Origin of the sequence: Holdemania massiliensis AP2 (genome assembly GCF_000327285.1) — a bacterium.
Taxonomy (GTDB): Bacteria; Bacillota_I; Bacilli_A; order Erysipelotrichales; family Erysipelotrichaceae; genus Holdemania; species Holdemania massiliensis.
In genome coordinates this window covers 734,407-758,545 of sequence record NZ_HE998567.1, presented here as the reverse complement: position 1 = coordinate 758,545, position 24,139 = coordinate 734,407, and the positions used below count along the sequence as shown (strand labels likewise).

The 24,139-nt window shown below is 51.1% G+C and carries 21 protein-coding genes; 20 read left to right on the top strand and 1 reads right to left on the bottom strand.

The annotated features are described in order from the left end of the window. The first annotated feature begins 4 nt into the window (after window positions 1-4). The 14 genes from BN162_RS03590 to BN162_RS03525 all read left to right on the top strand — a co-directional run bounded on the left by BN162_RS03590 (window position 5) and on the right by BN162_RS03525 (window position 17,648). On the top strand, window positions 5-661 hold the full coding sequence (locus BN162_RS03590) for a hypothetical protein (protein ID WP_147612134.1): 657 nt from the start codon (window positions 5-7) through the stop codon (window positions 659-661). Window positions 662-894: 233 nt separating this feature from the next. Then, on the top strand, window positions 895-5,250 hold the full coding sequence (locus tag BN162_RS03585) for a PolC-type DNA polymerase III (RefSeq protein ID WP_020223704.1): 4,356 nt from the start codon (window positions 895-897) through the stop codon (window positions 5,248-5,250). Window positions 5,251-5,352: 102 nt separating this feature from the next. Continuing rightward, window positions 5,353-5,679 (top strand): hypothetical protein, encoded by a 327-nt coding sequence (locus BN162_RS03580; RefSeq protein WP_020223703.1) that lies wholly within the window; start codon window positions 5,353-5,355, stop codon window positions 5,677-5,679. Window positions 5,680-5,805: 126 nt separating this feature from the next. Then, window positions 5,806-6,276: a ribosome maturation factor RimP gene (locus BN162_RS03575; RefSeq protein ID WP_020223702.1), complete on the top strand. Its 471-nt coding sequence runs from the start codon at window positions 5,806-5,808 to the stop codon at window positions 6,274-6,276. A 21-nt stretch (window positions 6,277-6,297) separates the two neighbouring features. After that, window positions 6,298-8,007, top strand: a complete 1,710-nt coding sequence (gene nusA, locus BN162_RS03570; RefSeq protein WP_020223701.1) for a transcription termination factor NusA — start codon at window positions 6,298-6,300, stop codon at window positions 8,005-8,007. Between the two features lie 24 nt (window positions 8,008-8,031). Beyond that, entirely contained in the window at window positions 8,032-8,289 is a 258-nt protein-coding gene (gene rnpM / locus BN162_RS03565; RefSeq protein ID WP_020223700.1) for an RNase P modulator RnpM, read from the top strand. Beyond that, window positions 8,282-8,581, top strand: a complete 300-nt coding sequence (locus BN162_RS03560) for a L7Ae/L30e/S12e/Gadd45 family ribosomal protein (protein ID WP_020223699.1) — start codon at window positions 8,282-8,284, stop codon at window positions 8,579-8,581. The genes rnpM and BN162_RS03560 overlap by 8 nt, the downstream gene beginning before the upstream one ends. A 10-nt stretch (window positions 8,582-8,591) precedes the next feature. After that, a complete protein-coding gene (gene infB, locus BN162_RS03555) occupies window positions 8,592-10,436 on the top strand; it encodes a translation initiation factor IF-2 (RefSeq protein ID WP_040451136.1) in 1,845 nt (614 codons plus the stop codon). A gap of 36 nt (window positions 10,437-10,472) precedes the next feature. Beyond that, window positions 10,473-10,817 (top strand): 30S ribosome-binding factor RbfA, encoded by a 345-nt coding sequence (gene rbfA, locus BN162_RS03550; protein WP_020223697.1) that lies wholly within the window; start codon window positions 10,473-10,475, stop codon window positions 10,815-10,817. A 129-nt stretch (window positions 10,818-10,946) separates the two neighbouring features. After that, window positions 10,947-11,249 carry a WXG100 family type VII secretion target gene (locus BN162_RS03545; RefSeq protein WP_020223696.1) on the top strand — a complete coding sequence of 101 codons (303 nt, stop codon included), beginning with the start codon at window positions 10,947-10,949 and terminating at the stop codon, window positions 11,247-11,249. Between the two features lie 18 nt (window positions 11,250-11,267). Continuing rightward, the gene (locus BN162_RS03540; RefSeq protein WP_020223695.1) at window positions 11,268-11,561 is read left to right on the top strand and encodes a pore-forming ESAT-6 family protein; all 294 of its coding nucleotides are present in this window, start codon (window positions 11,268-11,270) and stop codon (window positions 11,559-11,561) included. 54 nt (window positions 11,562-11,615) lie between these two features. After that, window positions 11,616-13,499: an Ig-like domain-containing protein gene (locus BN162_RS03535; RefSeq protein WP_020223694.1), complete on the top strand. Its 1,884-nt coding sequence runs from the start codon at window positions 11,616-11,618 to the stop codon at window positions 13,497-13,499. Further along, on the top strand, window positions 13,496-17,392 hold the full coding sequence (locus BN162_RS03530) for an FtsK/SpoIIIE domain-containing protein (protein WP_020223693.1): 3,897 nt from the start codon (window positions 13,496-13,498) through the stop codon (window positions 17,390-17,392). Before BN162_RS03535 ends, BN162_RS03530 begins: the two co-directional genes overlap by 4 nt. Window position 17,393: 1 nt before the next feature. Beyond that, a complete protein-coding gene (locus BN162_RS03525) occupies window positions 17,394-17,648 on the top strand; it encodes a hypothetical protein (protein WP_020223692.1) in 255 nt (84 codons plus the stop codon). Here BN162_RS03525 and BN162_RS03520 read toward each other — a convergent pair. Continuing rightward, complete coding sequence (locus tag BN162_RS03520) at window positions 17,629-18,414, bottom strand: tRNA 2-thiocytidine biosynthesis TtcA family protein (protein WP_020223691.1); 786 nt, start codon at window positions 18,412-18,414, stop codon at window positions 17,629-17,631. The two genes, BN162_RS03525 and BN162_RS03520, sit on opposite strands and share 20 nt — an antisense overlap. A 135-nt stretch (window positions 18,415-18,549) precedes the next feature. On the opposite strand from BN162_RS03520, the gene truB reads away from it, so the two are divergent. The 6 genes from truB (at window position 18,550) to BN162_RS03490 (ending at window position 24,042) form a co-directional block, all read left to right on the top strand. Then, a complete protein-coding gene (gene truB, locus BN162_RS03515; protein WP_020223690.1) occupies window positions 18,550-19,425 on the top strand; it encodes a tRNA pseudouridine(55) synthase TruB in 876 nt (291 codons plus the stop codon). Window positions 19,426-19,436: 11 nt separating this feature from the next. Beyond that, the gene (gene ribF / locus BN162_RS03510) at window positions 19,437-20,375 is read left to right on the top strand and encodes a riboflavin biosynthesis protein RibF (RefSeq protein WP_020223689.1); all 939 of its coding nucleotides are present in this window, start codon (window positions 19,437-19,439) and stop codon (window positions 20,373-20,375) included. Next, window positions 20,368-21,699, top strand: a complete 1,332-nt coding sequence (locus tag BN162_RS03505) for an RsmB/NOP family class I SAM-dependent RNA methyltransferase (protein ID WP_020223688.1) — start codon at window positions 20,368-20,370, stop codon at window positions 21,697-21,699. The genes ribF and BN162_RS03505 overlap by 8 nt, the downstream gene beginning before the upstream one ends. A gap of 14 nt (window positions 21,700-21,713) precedes the next feature. Continuing rightward, on the top strand, window positions 21,714-23,087 hold the full coding sequence (locus BN162_RS03500; protein ID WP_020223687.1) for a nucleotidyltransferase family protein: 1,374 nt from the start codon (window positions 21,714-21,716) through the stop codon (window positions 23,085-23,087). Window positions 23,088-23,151: 64 nt separating this feature from the next. Beyond that, window positions 23,152-23,625, top strand: a complete 474-nt coding sequence (locus tag BN162_RS03495; protein ID WP_020223686.1) for a SpoIIIAH-like family protein — start codon at window positions 23,152-23,154, stop codon at window positions 23,623-23,625. Between the two features lie 78 nt (window positions 23,626-23,703). Continuing rightward, window positions 23,704-24,042, top strand: coding sequence for an Asp23/Gls24 family envelope stress response protein (locus BN162_RS03490; RefSeq protein ID WP_020223685.1), 339 nt, complete (start codon window positions 23,704-23,706; stop codon window positions 24,040-24,042). Window positions 24,043-24,139: the final 97 nt, after the last annotated feature.

Genomic DNA, 24,139 nt, shown 5'->3' with positions numbered 1-24,139 from the left:
AAAAATGATGGATTATCGTAAGCGGGATTATCAGTGTCCTTCCCGAAAAAGTCAGAATGATTACAAGTATGAGCTGGCCTATGAGTTAGGCGCTGATTACCAGGAAGCTCTGGTCGAACGCAAGAGCGAGTATCTTCAACATGTGAAGCAGAAAGAAAATTGCAAGCATGCCACCGAATTTGGACAGGAGATGGAAATCATGAACAATCAGAACAACCAGTACAGTCAGAACAACAACGACCGTCAGCATCAGTCTGATCGTCAGAACAACCAGAACAACAGCCGTCAGAACAGCCAGTATCGTTCTGAATTCTCGCAGGAAAACCAATTCCAGCAGAACAGCAACGATCGTCAGCGTCAGTCTGATCGCGAAAACAACCAGAACAACAGCCGTCAGAACAACCAGTATCGTTCTGAATTCTCGCAGGAAAACCAGTTCCAGCAGAACAGTAGCGATCGTCAGCACCAGTCTGACCGTCAGCACCAGTCCGATCGTGAAAACAATCAGAGCAACAGCCGTCAGAACAACCAGTACCGCTCTGAATTCTCGCAGGAAAACCAATTCCAGCAGAACAACAGCGATCGTCAGCATCAGTCTGACCGTCAGCACCAGTCTGATCGTCAGAACAGCCAGAACAGCAGCCGTCAGAACAACAAATAAATTTTCATCTTCTCGTCGAAGGGGCGGTTATTCCGCCCTTTTTCTTTGGATCAAAAGAGGATTAAGAAAAAGAAAAAGAAATTCATTATCATTAAGCTGCTTATGCACGAAAGCATGTGACGATGAACGAAACAGATTTTCATTTCGTGTGACAAGGATGAAAGATATTTTCAATTCTATTTCAGGGTGAAAAATGTTAGAATGATACCCAGGAACAGGATGGAGATGCGCTGATGGGAACAATTGAATTAAAAGAAACGCTAAGCAAAGCCCGAATTGAAGGCTTGGACAATACTTATTTTGAACAGGGAAGAATAACACATTGTAAATTTATTACGGCGAAAAAGAAAGTCGTGTTGGACATGCAGCTGCCGAAGACGCTGCCGCTGAAACAGCTGCTGTGTTTTAATCATGGACTGGTTCAGTTGATCGGCTGCCCGGTTGAGCTGCGGATCAGCGCGGATGTCTGCGATCTGGATTCTGGTGAAATGCTGAAATACTGTAAGTTTTACAGCGAGCATTCCCGCTATGGACATGTTCTGAAGGATGCGATTCCAACGGTGAAGGATCGGATCGTGGATTGCCTGTTTACCGATGAAGCGCTGAAGCAGCAGGCTCAGTCCTGTCGGGAAGAACTCGATCACTTTATGCAGAACGTCGGCATCACCTATGATTTTGAGTTTTCCTGCCGTACTGCCAGCTTTACGCAAATTGAGGTCAAAATGCCGAAAGAAGCACCGAAGCCGCAGTCGAATCCTTCGGTTTCGCAGGATAAGCCCAAATACCGTTCGCGCCGCACCAAAATGGAAGATTATCCGGTGCTGACCTTAAAAGAAATGACGGATGAAATTCAAAATGTTCAGTTTGTCGGAACGATCTTTGAAAAGGATTCGATTACGATCAAGAAAACCGGCAATGAGATTCAGACGCTGTATGTTAAGGATAATGATGATGCGATTACCTGCAAGCGGTTCGAGAGCGCCCGCTGTCCCAAGGAGAAACTCAACGAAGTAAGCGTCGGGGACCTTGTCCGGGTCTATGGATCGGTCCGCTACGATTCTTTTTCCAAGGAGCTGGTCTTCTTTCCTGATGATATCGTCAAAATGGAGAAGAAGGAAGCAGAACAGGATACCGCTGAGGTGAAGCGGGTAGAGCTGCATTGCCATACCAACAAATCAGAAATGGACGGCGTCTGCGAAGTTGAAGAACTAGTTACGCAGGCGTTTAAGTGGGGACATCGCGCGATTGCGATCACGGATCATATGGCCTGTCAGGCTTTCCCAAAAGCGCAGAGCTGCGCGGCAAAGCTCTTAAAAGGTGATAAAGAACGCGAATTTAAAATTCTTTACGGCGTTGAGATGAACATGGTTGACGAGTTTTTGACAATCGTCCGCAATCCCCGCGCAGATTCGCTGAGCGATACGGCGTATGTCGTCTATGACTTGGAAACCACAGGCCTGTCCTGCAGTTTTGATCACATTATTGAATTCGGTGCGGTCGTCATCGAACGCGGTGAGATTAAAGAAACCAAACAGCTGTTCGTCAAACCGCCGGTGCCGATCAATGCCTTTATCTCAGAAAAGACCAACATTACCAATGAAGACGTAGCCAACGCGAAATCGTTTGCTGAAGTGGCGCAGGAGCTGGTCGATTTTATCGGCGACAAAGTGCTGGTTGCGCATAACGCGACTTTTGACTACAATTTCCTCAATGAAGAACTCAAACGGATCGGCATGGCGCCGTTGACCAATCCTGTTGTCGATACGCTGGATCTGGCACGCGCGCTGCATTCGGACCGGCGCAGCTATCGGTTAGGCAACATCGCCCGGCATTACCGGATTACCTATGATGAGGAAGTCGCGCACCGTGCCGACTATGATGCAGATGTCTTGTCCAGCGTGTTCATGCTGATGATCAAGGAATGCAAAGACCGCGGCGCGAAAACTGTGGCGGATTTGCAGAATCTTCAGGATAAGAAGGCGTTTGTCAAGGTTATGAAGCGGCATGTCAATGTGATTGCCAAAAACCAGGCCGGACTTAAGGATCTGTTCAAGCTGGTCACGTTGTCGAATACCGATTATCTGGCGGTCTTCGGCAAGGCCAATTCCAAAAGCAGCGGGGAAGAATTCCTGGCTGAACCGCGGATTCTGCGGTGCTGCATTCAGGATCTGCGTGAAAATCTTCTGATCGGCTCTGCCTGCTATAACGGTGAGGTGTTTGAGCTGGCAGCCAACCGGAATCAACAGGATCTGGAAGCGGCGATTGCTTTCTATGACTACATCGAGATTCAGCCTCTGGAAAATTACCGGCCGTTGGTGGAATCGCATTCACTGCCGGATACCGAACGGCTGAAGCAGGTGCTGATGCGGATCATCCGAACCGCAAAGAAGCTGAACAAGCCGGTAGTAGCGACCGGCGACGTGCATTATTGCAAACAGGAAGAAAAAATTCTGCGTGACATCTACATTCAGACGCAGGGGATCGGCGGTGTTCGCCATCCGCTGTATATCTATGATAAGGAACGAAGAATGCGCACGATTTCGCCGGATCAGCACTTTCTGACGACCAACCAGATGCTCAAGGCGTTCGACTGGCTCCAGGATCGTCAGCTGGTGTATGAAATGGTTGTGGAAGCCCCGAATGCGCTGGCGGATCAGGTTGAGAAAGTCCTGCCGGTGCATGATCGGCTGTATACACCAGTCATCGAGGGCTCAGAAGAAAAACTGAAAACAATCTGTTATGAAAACGCGCATAAGACCTATGGCGAAGTTCTGCCGGAAATCGTGGAAAAGCGCCTGGAACGTGAACTGAATTCGATTATCGGCAATGGATTCGCGGTTATTTACTATATTTCACATCTGCTGGTCAAGAAGTCCAATGAAGATGGCTATCTGGTCGGCTCGCGAGGATCAGTCGGTTCTTCCTTTGTCGCGACGATGTCGGGAATTACCGAGGTCAATCCTCTGATTCCGCACTATGTCTGTCCGGATTGCCAGCATTCAGAATTCATCACCGACGGCTCGGTCAAGTCCGGCTTTGACCTGCCGGCTAAGAAATGTCCGAAGTGCGGTGCAGAAATGATTGTCAATGGCCATGATATTGCCTTTGAAACCTTCCTGGGCTTTGAAGGCGATAAAGTCCCGGATATCGACTTGAACTTTTCAGGCGAATATCAGGATAAGGCGCATGCCTTTACCAAGACCGTCTTCGGCGAGGATCACGTCTTCCGCGCCGGTACGATCGGCACCGTAGCTCAGAAAACCGCTTTCGGTTATGTCAGCGGCTATGCTGAGGAAATGGGCTTGGAAAATATGCGGCAGGCCCAGCGGCTGCGTCTAGCCAACGGCTGCGAAGGGGTGAAGCGGACGACCGGACAGCATCCTGGCGGCATCATTGTCATTCCAAGCACGATGGACGTCTATGATTTTACCCCGGTACAGTATCCGGCCAATAACCCTGATTCAGAATGGAAGACCACACACTTCGATTTCCATGATATTCACGATAATGTGTTAAAATTTGATATCCTCGGCCATGTCGATCCAACCGCGATGCGCTTACTGCAGAATATTTCCGGGATTGATCCGACAACGATTCCAATGAATGATCCGGAAACGATGTCGATCTTCAATTCCGTTGATGCGCTGAAAGCCGATCCGCGGGTGTATGGCGAACAGACCGGGGCAGTCGGGCTGCCGGAATTCGGTACGAAATTCGTGCGCGGTATTCTGGAGCTGACCCGACCGAGCACCTTCTCTGAGCTGTTAAGAATTTCCGGTCTGTCGCATGGAACTGACGTGTGGCTGAACAACGCGAAGGATTTGATTGACGGCGGACTGACGCTGCATGACGTTATCGGCTGCCGTGACGATATCATGACGTATCTGATTGAAAAAGGGATGCCGAAAAAAGATTCGTTCTTCATCATGGAAAGCGTCCGTAAGGGCAAGGGCTTAAAACCGGAATGGATTGAAATGATGAAGGAAAACAATGTGCCGCAGTGGTATATTGACAGCTGCCTGAAGATCAAGTATCTGTTCCCGAAGGCGCATGCCGTTGCCTATGTTATGATGGCCATTCGTATCGCCTGGTTTAAGGTACATCATCCCTATTGGTACTATGTGGCTTTCTTCACGCTGCGCTGCGATGCCTATGAAATCGAAACGATGATCAAAGGCATGGATGCCATTAAACGGCGGATGGATGAGATTCAGGCGATGAAAGCGAATCCGGAAACGAAGCGGCAGGTAACCAAGAAGGATGAAGATCTGTACTCGATGTTTGAGGCCTGTCTGGAAATGTACGCCCGCGGTTATCGTTTCTCCAATATTGACATTGATAAATCGCTGGCGACGGAATTCCGCGTGCTGCCGGAGGATCTCAAAACGATTATCCCGCCGTTTACAACGGTCGATGGATTGGGCGCCAACGTGGCCAAGTCGATTGTCGAAGCCCGCAAACAGGGCGAGTTCTTATCTAAAGAAGATCTGATCAACCGCACGCAGCTCTCCCAGACGCTGATGCGGAAGCTGGAGGTCTTGGGAACGCTGGAAGGCATGCAGGAAGAAAACCAGCTGAGTTTGTTTTAGCTTCTTGAGCTTCCCGTGAATTGATGAAGTAATCCGCCTGCGGGCGGATTTTCCTGTTATAATAGAACTAGGAAGTTTGTTGTAAAAAAGGAAGCGGTTGCTATGAAAATTGAATGCCCTGTCTGTCATGAAGAAATATCGGCTTCCCAACTCACGGAAGTCCGCGAATTTGACTGCCCGCATTGTCATTACCGAATTGAAATGGATCCGTTTGCGGCTTCACTGATGCAGCTGTTTCCAGTGTTGGCGCTGATCCTGTTCATCCTTGTGTTTACGATCCTTAAACTGTTTTTGCCGGAACAGACCTTGGTGATCGTATTTTTGGTCATCTTTTGTGTCGGCGCTCGGCTGCATTGGAGCTTATGGATTCTGCGGTATTTAGGACTGCTGAAATTTCGCCGGAAAGTCGATGATGAGCACAAACTATAACAAAAAGACCGGGCGATTTGCGAAAAGGCTTGATTTTTACACCATTTTTGTGTATAGTTGAGATGCATAAAGAAACAGCAGGAGTGGTGAAAGCCACTCCTTCATTCGTGTTATAAGGAGAGAAAAATGGAACAGTTGGAAAACATCAAGACGTTGATTCTGCCTGTCCTGGACTCCCTTGGCATTCAGCTTTACGATCTGAAATGGGTGAATGAGAAAAAATCCCGGATTCTTCAGATCGCAGTGATGAGAGCTGACGGATCTATGGACATTGATACCTGCGCTTTAGTCTCAGAGAAGATTTCTGAAGCTTTGGATGCCCATGACGATTGGATCAGCTTTGAATACTTCCTGGAGGTATGCTCACCGGGAGCCGAGCGTGAACTGCGCAATGAGGAAGAAATCCGCGGCGCTCTGGGCAAGCATGTCTTTGTCCGGTTAAAAAGTCCGGTGAAGTCGATGATGGAGATCACCGGCGATCTGCTGGAAATGAATGAAACCACCCTGACCCTTAGCTATCGCGATAAAGCCGTAACCCGCAAGGCTCAGGTGGAACTGGATCAAATTGAAAAGATCCGCCTGGCTGTAAAACTGTAAGGACTTGGAGGAGAAATCGCAATGAATTTCAAAGAATTTTTGAAGGCGATGCAGACGATCGAGGATGACCGCAAGATCACCAAGGAAATCGTCATCGCTGCGCTGCAGGAGGCTTTAGCCAAAGCCTATCGCAAACACATCGACATTCCCGACGTCTTGGTTCGGGTCGACATCAATGAAGGCAATGGACAGATCCACGTCTATCAGCAATATACTGTCGTTGACGAAGTTGAAGATGAAGAACTGGAAGTCGCTTTGGCAGAGGTCAAGGACAAGGGATATCAGCTGGGCGATTTAGTCGATCGTGAGGTCGATATCAGCCAGATTGGCCGTGCCGCGGCCTTGCTGGCGAAGAATGTGATGAAGCAGAAGATCCGTGAAGCGGAAAAACAGGCGGTTTATGATGAATACATCGATCAGCTGGATGAGATGGTCACCGGCATGATCGAATCCGTGGAAGAAAAGTTTGTCGTTGTCAACTTAGGCAAAACGATGGCGCTGATGCCGCGGGCAGCTCAGATTCCGGGCGAACGCTACATTGAAGGTCAGAGCATCCGCGTCGTCATCACTGAATGCAACAAGGATACCAAGGGCGCCCAGGTGCTGGTTTCGCGTTCGGACGCCAAGCTGGTCAAGCGCCTGTTTGAAAAGGAAGTCCCAGAAATTTATCAGGGTGTCGTCGAGATCAAGGCGATTGCCCGAGAAGCCGGCGAACGGACCAAAATGGCTGTCTGGTCCAACAATCCGGACGTTGACGCGATCGGCGCCTGCATCGGCCCGCGCGGAAACCGGGTTCAGGTTGTCATTGATGAGCTGAAGGGTGAAAAGATTGATATCTTTGAGTGGAGCGACAACATCAGCGAGCTGATTAAAAACGCATTGGCTCCGGCTCAGATTCTGGCAGTGCTGCCAACCGAGGATAAGCGTTCTCTGTTAGTCATCGTTGAAGACAACCAATTGTCCCTGGCGATCGGCAAGAAGGGCAAAAACGCTCGCTTGGCGGTGAAGCTGACCGGCATGCGGATTGATATCAAGACCGCTGGTGAGATTGAAGAACAGGGCATCGACTGGAAGACGATGATGCTGCAGTTTGCGGCTGAGGAACAGAAGCGACTGGCTGAACAGCGGATGGCAAAGCAGCTGGAAGAAATCGAAGTTGTTAGTGAGGAAGCGGAAGCCGAAGCTGAAATTGAAACTCCAGAAGCTTCTGAAGCCATTGAAGAAGTGGAAGAAACGGTCGCAGAGCTTCAACAGGCTGAAGCTGAGCCGGAAGTGGAAGTCGAAGCTGAACCGGAAACGGTGATTGAAGAAGCTGAGATTGAAGCGGAAACGATTGACGAGCCTGTGAACGAGCCGGAGGTCAAGGCCGAGGAAGTCAAGCCGCAGGCAGAACAGCCAAAGAAAGAAGAACCTGTCCGCATCAAGCGCGAAGTTCGCGAACGCCGCGAATATGTATCCCGCTTTGAACGGTTGGCCGATCCGACACAGTCTGCCACTTCCCATACGGAAGAAAAAGCCCCGCTGCGCCGGCGCCGAAATGTGCGTGAGGATGACCGCAAGCTGCGTTTAAAAGATCTGAAGAAGGATAAGGATTACGAATTCAAGCCAGTCTATTCGGAGGAAGAGCTGGAAGAAATTCGCCGTCAGGAAGAACTGGAAGCGCAGAACAGCTGGATTGAAGACGATATTGATTTCGATGAATTCGACGAATACTACGACGAAGAGAAATAAACCGTTGGAACGGGAGGGAGTACGATGAAGAAAATACCGATGCGCAAATGCGTTGCAACGCAGGAACAGTGTCCGAAAAAGGAACTGCTGCGGATTGTGAAAACCCCGCAGGGCACGGTGGAAGTAGATTTGACCGGGAAGCTGAACGGGCGCGGCGCCTATCTGAAAAGAGATGCGGCAGCGCTGGAGCTGGCGATCAAGCGTCAAAGTCTAAAACGCGCTCTGGAATGCGAGATCCCGGAAGAAGTGTATGCCCGAATCCGTGAGGTTCTCGGTGAATAACAAGGTTTTAGGATTGCTGGGAATCGCCTGTCGGGCACGCAAAGTCGTCACCGGCGACAGCGTATTGGCAGCAGTCCGCCAAAACAAAGCGAAGCTGGTTCTTCTCTGCAGCGACTGCGGCAGCAACGCGCAGAAGAAGATTCAGGATAAATGCCGTTTCTACGGCGTGGAATGGATAGTTGAAGGGACGGCTGAAGAACTGTCAGCCGCACTCGGCCAGCCCCGCAGGATCGCTGCGGCGATTCTCGATGAGGGACTGGCAAGGGCTATTCAGGATGCAGTGATGAAATGAGGTGAAGGTATTGGCTAAACAACAAAGAAGGAATAACTCAGGAAGACGGAATCACAGATCCAACAATTCCAATAATTCCTATACCCCGCGGCCGAAGATGGAAGCCGTGACCAGCATTACCTACGAGGAAGGAATTTCGGTTGGGGAATTAGCGCAGAAGATGAATCGCAATGCCAGCGATATCATCAAGCTGCTGTTTATGCTGGGCAAGATGGTGACGATCAACAGCTCCATGGACGATGAAACGATTGAGTTGGTCTGCATGGAATATGGTGTTGAAGTCAAAAAGGAAATCCCGGTTGATGAAGACAGCCTGGAAGATGAAGTGGAAGAGAATCCGGAGGATCTCGTTCAGCGTCCGGCGATTGTCACAATCATGGGTCATGTCGATCACGGCAAGACGACGCTGTTGGATACGATCCGGAAAACCCGTGTTGTTGAAGGGGAATTCGGCGGAATCACGCAGCACATCGGCGCTTACCAGGTCAGCGTGCAAAGCAAAAAAATCACATTCCTGGATACTCCGGGACATGAAGCATTTACAGCCATGCGCGCGCGGGGAGCGAAGGTAACGGATATCTGTATCATCGTCGTGGCCGCGGATGACGGCGTCATGCCGCAGACCAAGGAAGCGGTTGACCATGCCAAAGCGGCAGATGTTCCAATTATCGTCGCTGTCAACAAGATGGATAAGCCGGCCGCCAATCCGGAGCGGGTCATGAATGAAATGTCTGATCTGGGCTTATTGCCGGAAGAATGGGGCGGAGATACGATTTTCGTCAAATGCTCGGCCAAGCAGGGCGAAGGGGTTCAGGATATTCTGGAAACAATTCAGGTCGTTGCGGAAATGCGCGAACTGAAAGCCAATCCGAAACGCAATGCGACCGGAACGGTCATCGAAGCGAAGCTGGATAAGGGACGCGGACCCGTCGTCACGCTGTTAGTCCAAAACGGAACGCTGCATACCGGCGACTGCATCGTCGTCGGTGCCTGCTTCGGCAAGGTCAGAAAGATGACCGATGACCGCGGCCGTGAAATCAAAGAAGCCAAGCCGTCGACCCCAGTCGAAATTATCGGCTTAAACGATGTTCCGGTAGCCGGCGACATGTTCAAGGTCTTCGACAGTGAAAAACAAGCCCGGGCGATTGCTGAACGCCGTTCCCAGACCAAGATTGAACAGGAACGTAAGAGCAGCTCCGCGATGAGTCTGGATGATCTGGCCCGCCAGATTGAAGCCGGTGAGGTTCAGGAAATTCCGGTCATCGTCAAGGCTGACGTACAGGGCTCAGCGGAAGCCGTCAAGTCTTCGCTGGAGAAGCTGGATGTCAAGGGTGTCCGGGTCAATGTTATCCGTTCGACGGCCGGTACGATCAGCGAATCCGACGTCATGCTGGCAAGTGCTTCCAAAGCGATGATCTACGGCTTTAATGTCCGTCCGGATGCCAATGTCCGCAAAAAGGCGGAAGAAGAAGGCGTTGAAATTCGTCTGCACAACATCATCTACAAAGCCATGGAAGAAATGGAATTGGCGATGAAGGGTCTGCTGGCGCCGGTATTTGAAGAAGTCGTCATCGGTCAGGCGGAAGTCCGTCAGACCTTCAAGGTTTCCAAGATCGGCACGATTGCCGGCTGTATGGTCACCGACGGCAAGCTGGTCAAAGACTGCAAGGTACGCTTAATCCGTCAGGGCATCGTCGTTTACGACGGTCAGCTGGGTTCGCTGAAGCGGTTCCAGAATGACGCTAAGGAAGTGACCAACGGTTATGAATGCGGCTTAACGATTATGAACTTTAACGACATTAAGGAAGGCGACTTAATTGAGGCCTATGCTGATCAGGAGGTTCCTCAGAATTAAGGAAACGCTTTTCCTGAAGAAATAGGAGGGACACGCATGTCTGTCAAACAAGAACGAGTAGCGCAGATTATTCTCAAGGACGTTACGGATATCATTCAGTTTTCGCTGAAGGATCCCAATGTCGGCTTTGTCACGATCACCGATGTGCAGGTGACAAACGACTATTCCTACGCTACGATTTACGTTTCTTTCCTGGGTAAGGAAGAACGCAAGCAGGCGGGCTTGAAGGCGCTCAACCGGGCGAAGGGCTTTATCCGCTCGGAGCTGGGCAAGCGGCTTTCAATCCGCAAGGTTCCGGATTTGATTTTCAAGCTGGATGATTCGCTGGAAAAAGGCGAACGCATCGAGTCGATCATTTCCAAAATCAATAACGAAGCATAACGCTGAATCCTGTCTGAATTCAATCAGGCAGGATTTTTTTGTGTTTTTTAAAAAATTTTTACCTTTTTTGGGGGCTTTTTCAAAAAAACCGCAATATTAATAACAGGGGCGTGCAGAAAGGAGAAAACAATGAGAACGATTGCGGTAGAACCGACACGACTGGAGGCCTGTGCCGGACAGATTGAACAGCTGCGGCAGGAGGTGGAACGGACGGTAGCGCGGCTGTATGAGCGCGTGGAGCTGATGGCCGCGAACAGCTGGATCGGTCGCGACAACCTGGCTTTTACGAGCCAGATCCAGGGCTATCAGGACGATTTCAAACGGGTTGAGCTGTTGATGCAGCAGTACAGCGAATTTCTGAAAGCCTCGGCGCGCAGTTACCGTCAGATGCAGGAAGAACTGGCGGCCCAGGCCCGGGGACTGGCCAATTAAAAGGGAGGAAGAGAAAAGATGGACAGCTTGAAGATTTCATTAGCCGGCGTAAAGGAAACATCCGGTGCCATCCGTGTCTGCAACGAACAAATTTACAGTACTTTGATCGAGGCTAAAAAGCAGATGAATGACTTGGCGATGGTTTGGCAGAGCGATGGTTCAGAAGCTATTCGGCAGCGGTTCAACCAGTTTGCGATGCAGTTTGAAACACAGAAGCAGATCATCGAATCCTATGCGCGGTTTCTGGATACGGCGGTTTCCAGCTATGACACATTGGAAACCACGATTCAGAACAATGCCGGTTCCTTTTAGCGTATGCGCGAGCGCTTAAGGAGTCTGGCAGCGGCAGGGCTCACCGTGCTGCTTATGGCACAGGGCTGCATGCCGGAAAAAGCCGGCGTCTTGCGCAGCGATTGGGCGAAGATGTTGGCGGAAACGTTGTTTTTTGACGCTTCCGCTGACGGCCTCGCACAGCTGGCGGCCTGGGGTGTAGAAATCGAACCGGATCATCGTCGGGTTTCCCGGCAGGAGGCCTGTCAGAATTTGCTTCAGGCCTATGATGGAAAGGCTGAAACTCTGGAGCGTTGCCAATCCCTGGGGTTCTTGTCCCAAAATAAGGGCTGGCTGAGTGAGGAGGAGGCGCGATCTTCGCTGACTGCACTGATGCGGCAGATGAATACACCTCCTGAATCAGAACCTGAGCTGGATTGGGCGGCGGCAGCTTTGTGGGGTGGGGAAGCAGTCCCGAATGAACAAGGTCAGATTGTATTGCCTCCAGATCAGGGAAGCCAGAGGGGGCTGTGGTTTACCGATCCGCAAACAAACCAGATTTATATTGCGGATTCCTTCGTTGAAACCGCCGATCAGATTATCGCCTCTGTGCATGAAGAACAGCCTGAACAATGGCTCTCTCAAATGCAGTTTAAGCTGGATTTTGACGCAGACTGGCGGCAGGCTGAAATTGAACCTTATCAACAGGATAACGCTTCTTTATTGCCGGTGGCGCTGACATTCTGGGAGCGGATCGAGCCGCAGTTTGCCCTGGCACGGCAGCAGTTTGAAGTCGGCGGCGCTCAGGTGAGCTGGAGCATCACGGCCAGCGGCATCCATGTGCATGCGGCCAAAAAGCTGAACAACGGTGCGACACTGCAGATGGACTATGATCTGAGTGATCTTCATCCCATGATTGAATGGAACGGTTCGGAGAAAAACGGTCGCCTGCAGCTGGACTTTGCGATGAGTGAGTCAGCCGGCTTGACCCGCGGCGTTTCCAATACCCTGACCAGTGATTTTTCCGGTATTGATCCGCATGATCTGTTGGCCAGCTTAACAGCTTCGTTTACAACCACACGCAAAGAGGCGGATACGATCATTCCGATTGCTCGGATCAAGCTGCTGGTACCGCAGTTTCCGATCGTGGATCTGCTTCTGACGCTGCAGCTGCATTGTTACGCCGGCGGCAAAATCGAACTGCTTTTGAGTCAGGAAGGCAGTCTGGGCATGGAAATCCGCGGCGGCGTGCTGCGGCCAATTCATCAGCTGGAAAACCGTCATGATTTCATCTTCCAGGGTTCAGCGAAAATGACGGCAGCGGTCCAAACTTCCGCTCGGGCCGCCGGAATTTCACTCATGGATCTTTTACTGCAGAGCGGATTGCGCGGGGTAATGCGGACAACTGCGTGGATTGATCAGCAAGGACAGAAAACGAAGACCGATGCCGGAGAGCTGCCGCTGGATCATCAGCCGGTGCAGGCGTCATTGCAGTTCTGCAGTGATCTGAACGTTCATGGCATTTTGGAATTGGAATACAATTCCTCTGATTCACTGGCTGGAAAGCTGGGTTTCGGCAAGACGGTTTCAATTCTGAATGAAAACAACGCGACGCTGAATCCGCACGGCCGCACTCATCTGGAAAACGGGATTTTCGTCGATCGCTGTACCCGCGGTAAGAAAACATCGGCTGCCGAGCCGACGAGTGTTCCGATTTTAAAAACCGACCGTATTGAACTGGAAGAAGTTCAGTTGATTTTAGATCCGAATCAAAGCGCTCAGATCGTTGTTCGCGGACTGCCGGAAGGCGTGTCGTTGACGGAGCTGATTTATTCTGTTGAGGATCCGGAAATCGCAACGGTCGTCCAGACGGGGAAGGTTCGGGCAGTAAGATCAGGCGATACAATTGTGACGATTGAGGATGCTTCACAAACATATCAGACGAGCTGTCATATTCACGTGCGGACACCAGCATCATGATCATCTGTATTCTGTGGCAGCACCGCTTGGAAATCCGCCATGTTGATCCCAAGCGGGGACTGTTTTTTGCGATAGAAGAGGACGGGGTGCTGGCGATTACGCATAAAGAGGAAGGCTGGCAGCTGCAGCTCAGCGATACGCTGCAGTTTTTGGACAGTCAGCGCCGCTGCCGCCGGATCACAAAGCGGCATGATGAACTGTGTTACCTGCCGTTTTATGAAAAAATCGATCTTTTCTATTATTTTGATGAAACAGGATATGATCAATACACCCTTTATCAGCGGCCGCAGGGATGCTGGATCGTGAGCGGTGACGCGCTGACAAAGGCTGCGGAAGATCCGGCCGAGGTCTGGGGTCTGTTGGATTTTGATCAGAATTCAGCATTGGAAAAGGCGATGTTTCCGGGAATGATTGTCAATGGCGTTCATCAGAAGCAAACTGACTTGGAGCCAGGGATGCGTCTGCAGTTTGCGGCGGTCACGATCCTGCTTCATCCAGCGTTCATCGCCGTTAATAACCCCGGCGGTCATTTAAAAGTCAAATTGAAACCGCTGTGCCGTCAAGCGCTGAAAAACTGGGTGTATCAGCCGCCGGACAAGCTGCAGCTGCCGTTTCATTTCGCCTTCCAGTTTTATCCCGTTTATCCTGAATGCAAACTCATCCTGCCCCACCCCCCGACTGTGAAACTCAGACCGTTATCGTTCAATGTGATGACGATTGGCCCTTCACTGATGATGGGCGGGGCATCGCTGGCCATCGCCTTATCACTGGGACAGCGGGCAGGTATGATGGTTATCATGCCGGCGGTCATGATGATCTCCGCTGTGTTCTGGCCGCTGCTTCAGCTGTTGGTCAATCATGTTCTTAATGTCTGCGATCAGCGCCGGCGGCAGCGTTGGCTGGATGACGTGCTGAAGGATTGGCAAGAGATCTGTCGGATGAAGCTTCAGGAAACAGTTCAGTTTTTAATGCACCGCTATCCAGATGCTGAAGGCTTATTGAAACAGATTTCGGATCAGACAGTTTTTGATGTTGAGCCATCCCATCCGCAGTTTGGCAGGCTGAGTTTAGGCCGGCAGCGGCTGACGCTGAATCCGCAAATCGATCAGGATCAGCTGGACCTGCACAACAAGGCCGATCAAAAGCTCAGTATGCAGCTTGAGCAGTGGCGCCAACAATTTCGGCTGAGTGTCAGCGCACCGCTAGAGTGGGATGTTTTTGCCTTTCATCGGCTCGGATTAATCTGTGATGAAAAATCACGAAGGGCCTTTTTGAATACGATTTTATTGACCTTCTGCGTGCGCCATCAGCCGGACAATGTGGCTTTAGCCTGGATCGGCCCCATTTTTAAGCCGGTCTTTGAAACACTCTGCTGGCTGCCGCAGATCTACGACGATCAGGGGCAGCGCCGAATCTGGACACAGCGGCAGGATTGGGATCAGGCACGCCGTCAGGTTCAAGTGTTGGAAAAGCCGGTTTGGGTCATTGTGAGCGATCCTGAGGCTGCCGCGGCTTTGGACAGTAACTCACGGGATCAGCTAAGCTTATGGCAGCTGGCTGAAACATCGGCAGAGCTGCGTGTGAATGCCCAGCAAATCATTTTCATCGAACAGGGGCATGGTCGGATTGTGACCCGGACACAAAAGCAAAACCAGGAATTTGAGGTTGATTTCGGCTATGCGCGCGATTTTCGGGAAAGTGCGCTAACGCTGTATCGCTATGTTCAGCGAAGCAAAACCTCTCCGATCCAGGTGGATTTCCAAAGCCTACTGAAGCAGCCGGGAATAGCCCAGTCGCTGTGGCAGGATACGGCGAGTTTGACGCATCTGCGGATTCCCTTGGGCTTGGATGTCCAGGGACAGCCGGTCATCTTGGATCTGCATGAGAAAGGGCAGGGACCGCATGGCTTGATTGCCGGAATGACCGGCAGCGGGAAAAGCCGGCTGTTGGAAACCCTGGTGTTATCGGCAGCTTGGCATTACAGTCCTCAACAGCTGCAGTTTGCCCTGATTGATTACAAGGGCGGCAGCCTAATTGAACAGCTGCGGTTAAAAGGCCGGCCGATTCCCCATCTGTGCGCGACCTTGAGCAATGTGGAAGAAAGCGATATCGAGCGGTCCTTAATTTATCTGCGGCAGGAATGCGAGCGCCGCCAGCGCTGCTTTGCCCAAGCACAGACAAAGCTTAAACAGCCGGTAGCGGATCTGGATCATTACCGTCAGCTGTGCCGGGATCACCCATCACTGCCGCCGTTAGCCCATTGCGTGCTGATCATTGACGAATTTGCCGAGCTGAAACAGTCCCAGCCGGAATTTATGCGCGGTTTGATTCAGATCTGCCGGATCGGACGCAGTCTGGGCCTGCATCTGATCTTAGCGACACAGCGGCCAGCCGGGGTCGTCGACGAACAGATGTGGTCGAATTTTAATTTTAAGCTGTGTCTGAAGGTGGCCCAGAAACAGGACAGTCAGGAAATTCTGCATTGTGACAAAGCGATGCGTTTAACCCGGCCAGGACAGTTTCTGCTTTTGAGTCAGCAAGATCTAGTCCAGGGTCAATGTGCCTGGTTAGGCGGCAAGCAAACACCGGATCCTACTGTTCGCTGGCTTGATCCCCAACTGAAAGTGATCCGGGAAGTACAGCGGGGAAAGAATGCGAGTCTTCGGCAAAGTGAAGCGCTGATGGAAATCATGCTGCGTGAGGCGGATCGGCGGAATTTGTTTGCTTCACCGCTGTGGCCGCCGCTGCCGGAAGCCACCGATTTGGCGGTCTTAAAAAAACAGGCTTCCGGATTAGTGCTGGGGATTGTTGATGATCCCCAACATCGTCAGACGCCGATCCTTGTTCATCCGCTCGAACACGGTTTATTGTTAAGCGAAGAGAGCATGGCGCAGCAAAACTTTCTGCAATGTTTGATCCAGAGCGGAAGCCGGTTTGACGACCAGGTTGAATTTATCATACTGGATCCGTTTGAGGAACAGGTTGAACTGCTTGCGGAGCCGACGGTCATCGAAGTGCTGTCCCTGCGCCAGCCGGAATTGCTGGAACGTTTTTTCACCTTGCTTGACCGCGGTCTGCAGCAGCGCCGGCAGGCTGAGCTTCCGCTGTTTGTCGTTGCTTTGCAGCTGGGGGCGATTTTGGAACGCTGGGAGAACACGGCATTGTTTCAGCGGCTGATTGAAGAAGGCCCGTCACTGAATCTGTATCTGTTGTGTGCGGATAAGCTGGTCAACCGGCTGCCGCTGCGTTTAACCCAGAGTTTACGCCGCCGCTATTTTCTTGGGCCGGCATCCGCAGCCAGTCTTGGAAATGCCCTGGAGCGGACCTGGACGAAACCGCTGGCCAAGGGCCGGGGACTGGTTCAGGCTTCAGCCATCCTGGATTTTGTTGAAGCCCTGCCGCTGCAGGATTTACCGCAGCCTCAGCCTAAACGCTGGCAGCTTCCGCGGCTGCCGCAGCGGATACCGCCGCGCTGGCTGAAACGAAAAGCGGTATTTTTGGGCATTGATCCGATACTGTGCACGCCGATGTTCATCACACTGCAGCCGCATCAGCATTTAGTGGTCATCCTGAATGAACCTCAACGAGCTGAAGGATTGCTTAAGCAGCTGCGGTGCAGTCCTTATCCGGTAGTCGATGCTGAAAACAGCCAAGAAGCGGACATCGCGGCTTTCTTTGAAGAAGCAGCGCCGTTTGTGTTAGTCAGCTCCGCCCGCACCCTGCAGCAAAGTTCATGGCGCGGCCGGGTCGATTTTTCATTGACCTTATGGATAGGATCAGGTCTGCATCAGCAGCTGTTGTTTCCGCTTCCGGCACCCATCCCCAAACTGGGGGCTTGGGATCGCCTGTGGATCCAACGGGAATCCATGCAGCGATTAAAGGAGATTGAATGAGATGGGAAAAGAAGTTTTACTATGTTTTGAATTAGTCTGCAGCGGCGCCCGTTTTGAATGCAGCGTGGATCCGACACTCTCGCTGCAGGAAATCGTAGAAGGGCTGCAAGAGATGTGCCCCGCGGAAATACGTGAGGAATTTGATTTGAGTCAGCCGTTAATTTTATGCGATGCGCAGGAACATAAGATCCTGGATGAACAAAAAACCGCCGCCCAGCTGCGGCTGGATGACGGTTTTAAGATTTTGATTTACTGATCAGCGCTTCTTCGTCCTCGGGATTTTCTTTGTGCCACAGGCTGAGCTGTTTTTCATTGTGCAGCATCAACAGAAAGTTATCACGGGCCATCGGATATTCGGTATACAGATGTTCGAGCATTTCTTTCATATCCTGCCGGCGGGTAAATCCATCCATCGGACAGGTCGACGGGACAACCGGCACGCCGCAGGCCCCGACCGCGGCACGGATCTGATTTTCACGGGCATAGATGAAGGGCCGGATAAACGGCATTTCCGCATTCGACAAATACATCTTTGGGGCGAAGGTTGCCAACCGTCCGCCATAGATCGCATTCATCAATAACGTTTCAATAGCGTCGTCGCCGTGATGGGCAAACGCGACTTTTGTGCAGCCGAAGTCCTTGGCTGCTCGGTTAACGGCGCCTTTTTTCAAGGTAGAGCACAGCGAGCATTTCAACGATCCATCTTCATTGGACTGGATCTTGAGAATATCGTAAATCCGGCTGGGCACCAGCTCCAGCCGGATGCCGCGCTGCCTGAAAAAGCTCTCAGCTTCCATAAAATCCATATTGGGAAAGCCCATTTGAATGTGAATGCCGACAACTTCAAACTGTTTGCTTTGAATCCGCGTGCAGAACTGCTGATACAGATGCAGACAATAGAGCAGAAGCATCGAATCTTTGCCGCCCGAGACACCGATGGCGATGCGGTCCTGATCGGCAATCATGCCATAGTCCTGGTCGGCTTTGCGGATACAGCCTAAGATTTGTTTCATTGCGTTCATAGTCCATCCTCCTGCATTTTCTGCATTTCCGCTTTATTATAGCACAGGCTTTATTTGAAGCCCAGGTGAAGTTTTAATGGGAGATAGGTGAGGATGTCGCGATAGGCTTTGCAAACGGAAGAGACCCTTGGTATAATGAAACGTGGAGTTTGGAGTGATACAGTGGACGGAATTTGTTTAATTAATAAGCCGGCAGGAATGACGTCATTTGACGTTGTTTATCATGTCCGCAAAGCGGCCGGCACCAAGAGTGTCGGTCATACAGGAACCTTGGATCCGCAGGCGACAGGCGTGCTGGTCGTCCTTTTAGGCCGGGCCTGCAAGGCGCTGCCGTATTTGTCAGGAAAAACAAAAGAATACATCGCTGAGCTGACGCTGGGCACCAAGACTGATACCGGCGATATCTGGGGTAAACCAATCGCTGCAGCAGCGGTGCCGACGGTCGATTCAGCACAGCTGGAAGCTGTTTTAAATAGTTTTTTAGGCAAATCCATGCAGCTGCCGCCAATGGTATCCGCAATTAAAAAAGACGGCAAAAAGCTGTATGAATACGCCCGTGAAGGGATTGAAGTAAAACGCGAGAAACGGCCGATTGAAATTACTGAAATGGAACTGCTGCAGACGGTGCCGACGATTCGTTTCCGCGTCGTTTGTTCCAATGGGACTTATGTCCGCACCTTATGCGAGGATATCGCTGAAAAGTTAGGGACCGTCGGCACGATGAGCAGTCTGACGCGAACGGCAGCCTGCGGCTACACCCTGGCGCAATGTCAGACCTTGGATGAAGTAAAGCAAGGCCAATTTCAGCTCGTTTCAATTTATGAGGGGATTGCCAGTCAATGGCCGTTGGTGGAAGCAGAACCGGCGCAGATCCCGGATATTAAAAACGGCAAGCGGCTGCGCTTGAACAGTACGGAACCGATCGTCGCCGTGGTTGAAGGCCAGCAGGTCTTGGCGATGATGGAACATCAGGCTGACGGAATTTACCGCTGTCTGAGAGGTTTATGGTAGGAGAAGCAGGAATGAAAGTAGATACGATAAGAACGCAGGGTGAACAGATTATTGACGGACCGGTCTGTGCCTGCATTGGCTATTTTGATGGTCTGCACCGCGGCCATCGGGCGCTGATTGATGAAACGGTCAGCCGCGCCAAAGCCGCAGGCTGCGAAAGCGCGCTGATTACCTTTTCCCCGGATCCTTGGATCACGATTGGAAAAATGAGCAAGGTGCAGCATCTGACGACGATGGAGCAGCGGATTGAACTGGCGGGACGGATGGGGATTGACCGCGTGATCATCCTCGATTTCGTCAAGGCCATGGCCGAGCTGCCGCCGAAAGCGTTTATTGATATGCTCGTCACCCATTGCCCGCTGAAAGCGCTGATCTGCGGATTTGATTTTCATTATGGGAAATTCGGCAGCGGCAGTGTGGAAACGCTGCGCAGGGATGCCGCCGGCCGGTTTGAGGTTATCGTGATCGAAGCGGTCAACGATCACGGCGATAAGATCAGCTCTTCCCGCATCAGCCTTTGCCTGCAGCAGGGCGAGGTTGCCGAAGCTGGAAGATTGTTGGGCTATCCCTATGAAATCCGCGGCGTTGTCGGTCATGGCCGGCAAAAAGGCCGCCAGTGGGGCTTTCCGACGGCCAATTTGATCACAGATGAAGAAACCCTGCTGCCGTTAGGTGGGGTCTATGCCGGTGAAGCGCAGTGGGAAGGACAATGCTGGAAAGCGATGATCAATATCGGGCATAACCCAACGTGCAATCCTGTGCGCCAGCTGTCTGTGGAGGCTCATCTTTTAGACTGCTCGCAGAATTTCTATGATCAGCCGATGCGGCTGCGCTTTTATAAGCGGCTGCGGGCGGAACAACAATTCGCGTCTTTAAATGAGCTGATCGATCAGCTGCACCGCGACCGTCAGAGCGTACGGGATTATTTTCAGGAGTCAGGCCATGAATGAGGCGTTTCTGCAGCGGATGCAGATACTTTTGAAGGATGACTATGAAGCTTATCTTGAAACATTGAAACAGCCGCCTTTTCGCGGACTGCGGGCTAATTTATTAAAGATTGATCCCCAGACGTTACAACAGCGCGGTTTTGCCAGACTCTGGCCTTCCCCCTTTGCCCCGGAAGGGTTTCTGATGGACTCCGCTTTAACCGGCTTGGGCAGCCATATCTATCATCGTCAGGGCTTGTTCTATATGCAGGAGCCTTCCGCTTCCTCGGCCGTGACGATTCTGGATCCGCAGCCAGGGGATTGGGTGCTGGACTGCTGCGCTGCTCCGGGCGGAAAAAGCACGCAGATTGCCGCCCGGATCGGACAGGAGGGCTTTCTGATCGCCAATGAAATTGACGGCGGACGGGCACGGGTTCTGATGAGCAATCTGGAACGGCTGGGCGTCAGCGAAGCACTGATTACGCACGCTTCCCCCGAACAATTATGCCCGCAGTTAAGCGGCCTGATGGATAAAGTCTTGGTCGATGCTCCGTGCAGCGGGGAAGGCATGTTTAAGAAAGAAGATCAGGCGATGACGGACTGGAGTGTTGAACATGTCCGGGCATGCAGCCTGCGCCAGCAGAAAATTTTAGAATCGGCCGTGGTATGTCTGAAAGAACAGGGTGTTCTTGTCTATTCCACCTGCACCTATGCCCCAGAAGAAAATGAACAGGTTATCGATCAATTTCTGCGGCGTCATCCGGAAATGGAGCTGCTGGACTGCGGCGTGGAATTCGGCCGGCCAGGGTTATCGGTAGGTCGGGTCGACGGTGCGAAGGTACGCCGAATTTTTCCAATGGATCAGGGTGAAGGCCATTTCATCGCCAAGCTGCGCAAGATTTCACCCCAGCCCCAAGCCCGGCTGCAAACCGCCAAAAGTGTGCAGTTGTCGCCGGAAGTCCAAGCCTTTCTTAAGGATCAGCTGAAAACATACAAGGATCTACATGTTCATCTGGAACAGAACCGGCTGTCTCTGATGCGGCACGAATTTATTCAGCTGAAGAAAATCCCGGTATTGCGGCAGGGAATTATGGCCGGGGAAATCGTCAAAAATCGGGTGGAACCGCACCATCATTTCTATTTGTCGGCTTTGCTTCAGGATCGTTTGACCAAAACCATATCGCTAAACGAACAGGAGCTGGCCTGTTATTTGCAGGGACAGCCGCTGCCGATCCCGGCCCCGCGCGGTTATCTTTGCCTGATGTATGAGGGCTATCCTGTCGGGTTTGGCAAAAGCGACGGCACCGTGATTAAAAATAAATATCCCAAAGGACTGCGTACACGCTGAAGGAGGCTGATCCCATGCGTCTTGAACTGTTTGATTTGATCGATGATTCGGTCAAGCTGCTTGAACTGAACAACCCGTCTTATCAATATGTCGAAGGAGCGATCAAAGGCTGCTTTGAACATCTGTTGGAAGACTATATGGATTATGTCGTCGGGTTCAGTTCGCGGATTAAATCAATTGGCTCGCTCAAGGAAAAAATGATCCGCAACAAATATTACCTGCAGTTTTCAACAGGAGAGGAAGTGCTGAACTTTTTGCCTGATTTGATCGGCTTAACCGTAGAATGCCGCTTCATCAGCGATGAAAATCGAATCTATCAGGCGATTCGCCATCATTTCAGCTTTGTCGAAGGCCAGGAGTATGCTCAATGTATGCTTTATCCTGATCTCTGTCTGAATCTGGCAATGCCCCAGCCGCAGCTGCAGCGCAACGGCTTTACGATCTATCGGATCGACGGCTATTATCTGTTTAACGGCCGCAAGGTCAATTTTGAGCTGCAGATCAAATCCATGGTGCATTCCTTCTGGAGCGAGATTGAACATCAGGTCGTCTATAAGAACACGCAGTATGTGATGTTTGACAGCTTTATGAAAGACATTTTGGCTTCAATCCGCGATAATCTGGATGTCGTTGATCATCAGCTGGAAATTGTGTATACACAGATTCTGAATCAGAATAAAGACAAGGACATCGGCATGAGCGAACGCGGCTTCAAGATGTTTATGGCCAAGTCGATCAGTGATCTGTATGCGATTAAAATGATTGAGTCGATCGGCTTTACGACCGATTTCAAAAAATGCAGCGCTGTGCTCAGCCAGTATATTTATATCAAGGACTTTGTTCAGTCGGATCAGCCGCAGCAGAAAATGGTCGAATATTTTGAACATTTCAACCTGCTGAAAATCAGCGATCTTGACTTTACCGAACCGATCACGCTGGAAAAGGAATTTGTCCATTACGATCCGTTCTGTGATGTTTTGGGCCGGTATTGGCAAAGCATCATCAACATTGATTTTGAATGGCATGTTTTCTTTGTAATGCTGTTTGCGATTCAGCCGGGCAACAACATTCAGGATTTTACAATGTTTGTCGAGGTGCTGAAATCGCTGATCGTCAACCGTTTCTGGTATGAGAAAAAGTTTACGTCGCTTGACAGTGTCAGCGCTCAGACGATCCGCGATGATCTGCTAAGAAGCGTCGGAGAGGCGATGGTCGAGGTCGGCAAGGTCGAGATCATTCATGAAGACCGTCTGCTTCAGATCATGGAGCTGTTCCATGAGGAGATCGATCATCTGGACGAAGCGCTGGGCAGCGCGGAAGAATATCAGCTGCAGCGCAAAGACATTCTTGCGCATTTGAAGCATAAGATCTGCGCCTTGTTTTATTGATTTTCAAATCACTCATAACCCCGCTGCCTGCAGCATACAGTACAAGTGAGCAGGAGGCCGTGATATGAATAAACAGGCATTTGCATTTCTCACTTTATTTACATTGATTCTGATGCTTTCAATCTACTATGTAACGCTGCCGGCCGATCAGGGACAGTTAAATCCCGATCAGCTTTTAACCGGACAAAACGAGGATCAGGATTCCCTGGCCACCATGCAGCAGCAGCTGCAGGACAAACATAATGCCCAGGCCCAGAATTCCCAATCGATTGTCGCCTCGCCTTCGGCCAGCACCGAAGAAAAACAAAACGCGCTGCAGCAGGCGGGACAGGTAGAACAAAACAAGAAGACTGAAGAAGCGATCGTCGCGGCGCTGAGCGAGGCGGGAATGAGCGGCTGCGTGGCGGAGCTGGAAACGGAAGTCGTTCGGATCGGCTGTCCGAAAACTTTGGCGGGCGTTCAGAACGCGTCGAAGATCATGAAGATCGCCGCCGATCAGCTGCAGGATGAGCGGGTACCGGAAGTCACGTTCAAATAGCCGCTGTTAAAATGTGGAACCCTGTTTCATTTTCTTTGGCAACTTCAGATTTCTCTGGTATAATAGGAACAAAAGAAGGTGAATGAATTGGCTCAGGAATATATTCAAATTAAAGAAAAAGACGAAGGCACAGGCCTGATTGCCTTATCCAAAGGCGTATTTGAAACGATTGCGCAGATCTCGGTGGACGATGTCGACCAGGCTTACGCAATTGAACCGACAACTCTGAAAAAACCGATTCAATGCAAAATCGCAAACAACCGTTTAAACGTGATGGCGGAAATCAAAGTGAAATACGGAGCCAACGTGAACGCGGTCTGTGAAGCGCTGCAGGATCGGATTTATCAGAATATTCTGCAGATGACCAGCCTGAAATGCAATCTGGTTGACGTCAAAGTTGTGGGCTTTCTCTTTTAACAAATAACCGGATTGGATTCCGGTTTTTTCTTTTGAAAAGCGGAGCTTTGGCCGCTGCCTGTCCTCTGAAGGCAGTGAGGTTCCGCCTGCGGCAGAA

What these genes read in the sequence shown, in the direction of transcription:
- BN162_RS03535 (WP_020223694.1), top strand. Translation starts at nt 11,616, where the DNA reads ATGGCACAGGGCTGCATGCCGGAAAAAGCCGGCGTCTTGCGCAGCGAT.
- rnpM (WP_020223700.1), top strand. Translation starts at nt 8,032, where the DNA reads ATGAAGAAAATACCGATGCGCAAATGCGTTGCAACGCAGGAACAGTGT.
- BN162_RS03590 (WP_147612134.1), top strand. Translation starts at nt 5, where the DNA reads ATGATGGATTATCGTAAGCGGGATTATCAGTGTCCTTCCCGAAAAAGT.
- BN162_RS03545 (WP_020223696.1), top strand. Translation starts at nt 10,947, where the DNA reads ATGAGAACGATTGCGGTAGAACCGACACGACTGGAGGCCTGTGCCGGA.
- BN162_RS03580 (WP_020223703.1), top strand. Translation starts at nt 5,353, where the DNA reads ATGAAAATTGAATGCCCTGTCTGTCATGAAGAAATATCGGCTTCCCAA.
- BN162_RS03540 (WP_020223695.1), top strand. Translation starts at nt 11,268, where the DNA reads ATGGACAGCTTGAAGATTTCATTAGCCGGCGTAAAGGAAACATCCGGT.
- BN162_RS03575 (WP_020223702.1), top strand. Translation starts at nt 5,806, where the DNA reads ATGGAACAGTTGGAAAACATCAAGACGTTGATTCTGCCTGTCCTGGAC.
- BN162_RS03505 (WP_020223688.1), top strand. Translation starts at nt 20,368, where the DNA reads ATGAATGAGGCGTTTCTGCAGCGGATGCAGATACTTTTGAAGGATGAC.
- BN162_RS03520 (WP_020223691.1), bottom strand. Translation starts at nt 18,414, where the DNA reads ATGAACGCAATGAAACAAATCTTAGGCTGTATCCGCAAAGCCGACCAG.
- rbfA (WP_020223697.1), top strand. Translation starts at nt 10,473, where the DNA reads ATGTCTGTCAAACAAGAACGAGTAGCGCAGATTATTCTCAAGGACGTT.
- truB (WP_020223690.1), top strand. Translation starts at nt 18,550, where the DNA reads ATGAAACGTGGAGTTTGGAGTGATACAGTGGACGGAATTTGTTTAATT.
- ribF (WP_020223689.1), top strand. Translation starts at nt 19,437, where the DNA reads ATGAAAGTAGATACGATAAGAACGCAGGGTGAACAGATTATTGACGGA.
- nusA (WP_020223701.1), top strand. Translation starts at nt 6,298, where the DNA reads ATGAATTTCAAAGAATTTTTGAAGGCGATGCAGACGATCGAGGATGAC.
- BN162_RS03495 (WP_020223686.1), top strand. Translation starts at nt 23,152, where the DNA reads ATGAATAAACAGGCATTTGCATTTCTCACTTTATTTACATTGATTCTG.
- BN162_RS03525 (WP_020223692.1), top strand. Translation starts at nt 17,394, where the DNA reads ATGGGAAAAGAAGTTTTACTATGTTTTGAATTAGTCTGCAGCGGCGCC.
- BN162_RS03585 (WP_020223704.1), top strand. Translation starts at nt 895, where the DNA reads ATGGGAACAATTGAATTAAAAGAAACGCTAAGCAAAGCCCGAATTGAA.
- BN162_RS03530 (WP_020223693.1), top strand. Translation starts at nt 13,496, where the DNA reads ATGATCATCTGTATTCTGTGGCAGCACCGCTTGGAAATCCGCCATGTT.
- BN162_RS03500 (WP_020223687.1), top strand. Translation starts at nt 21,714, where the DNA reads ATGCGTCTTGAACTGTTTGATTTGATCGATGATTCGGTCAAGCTGCTT.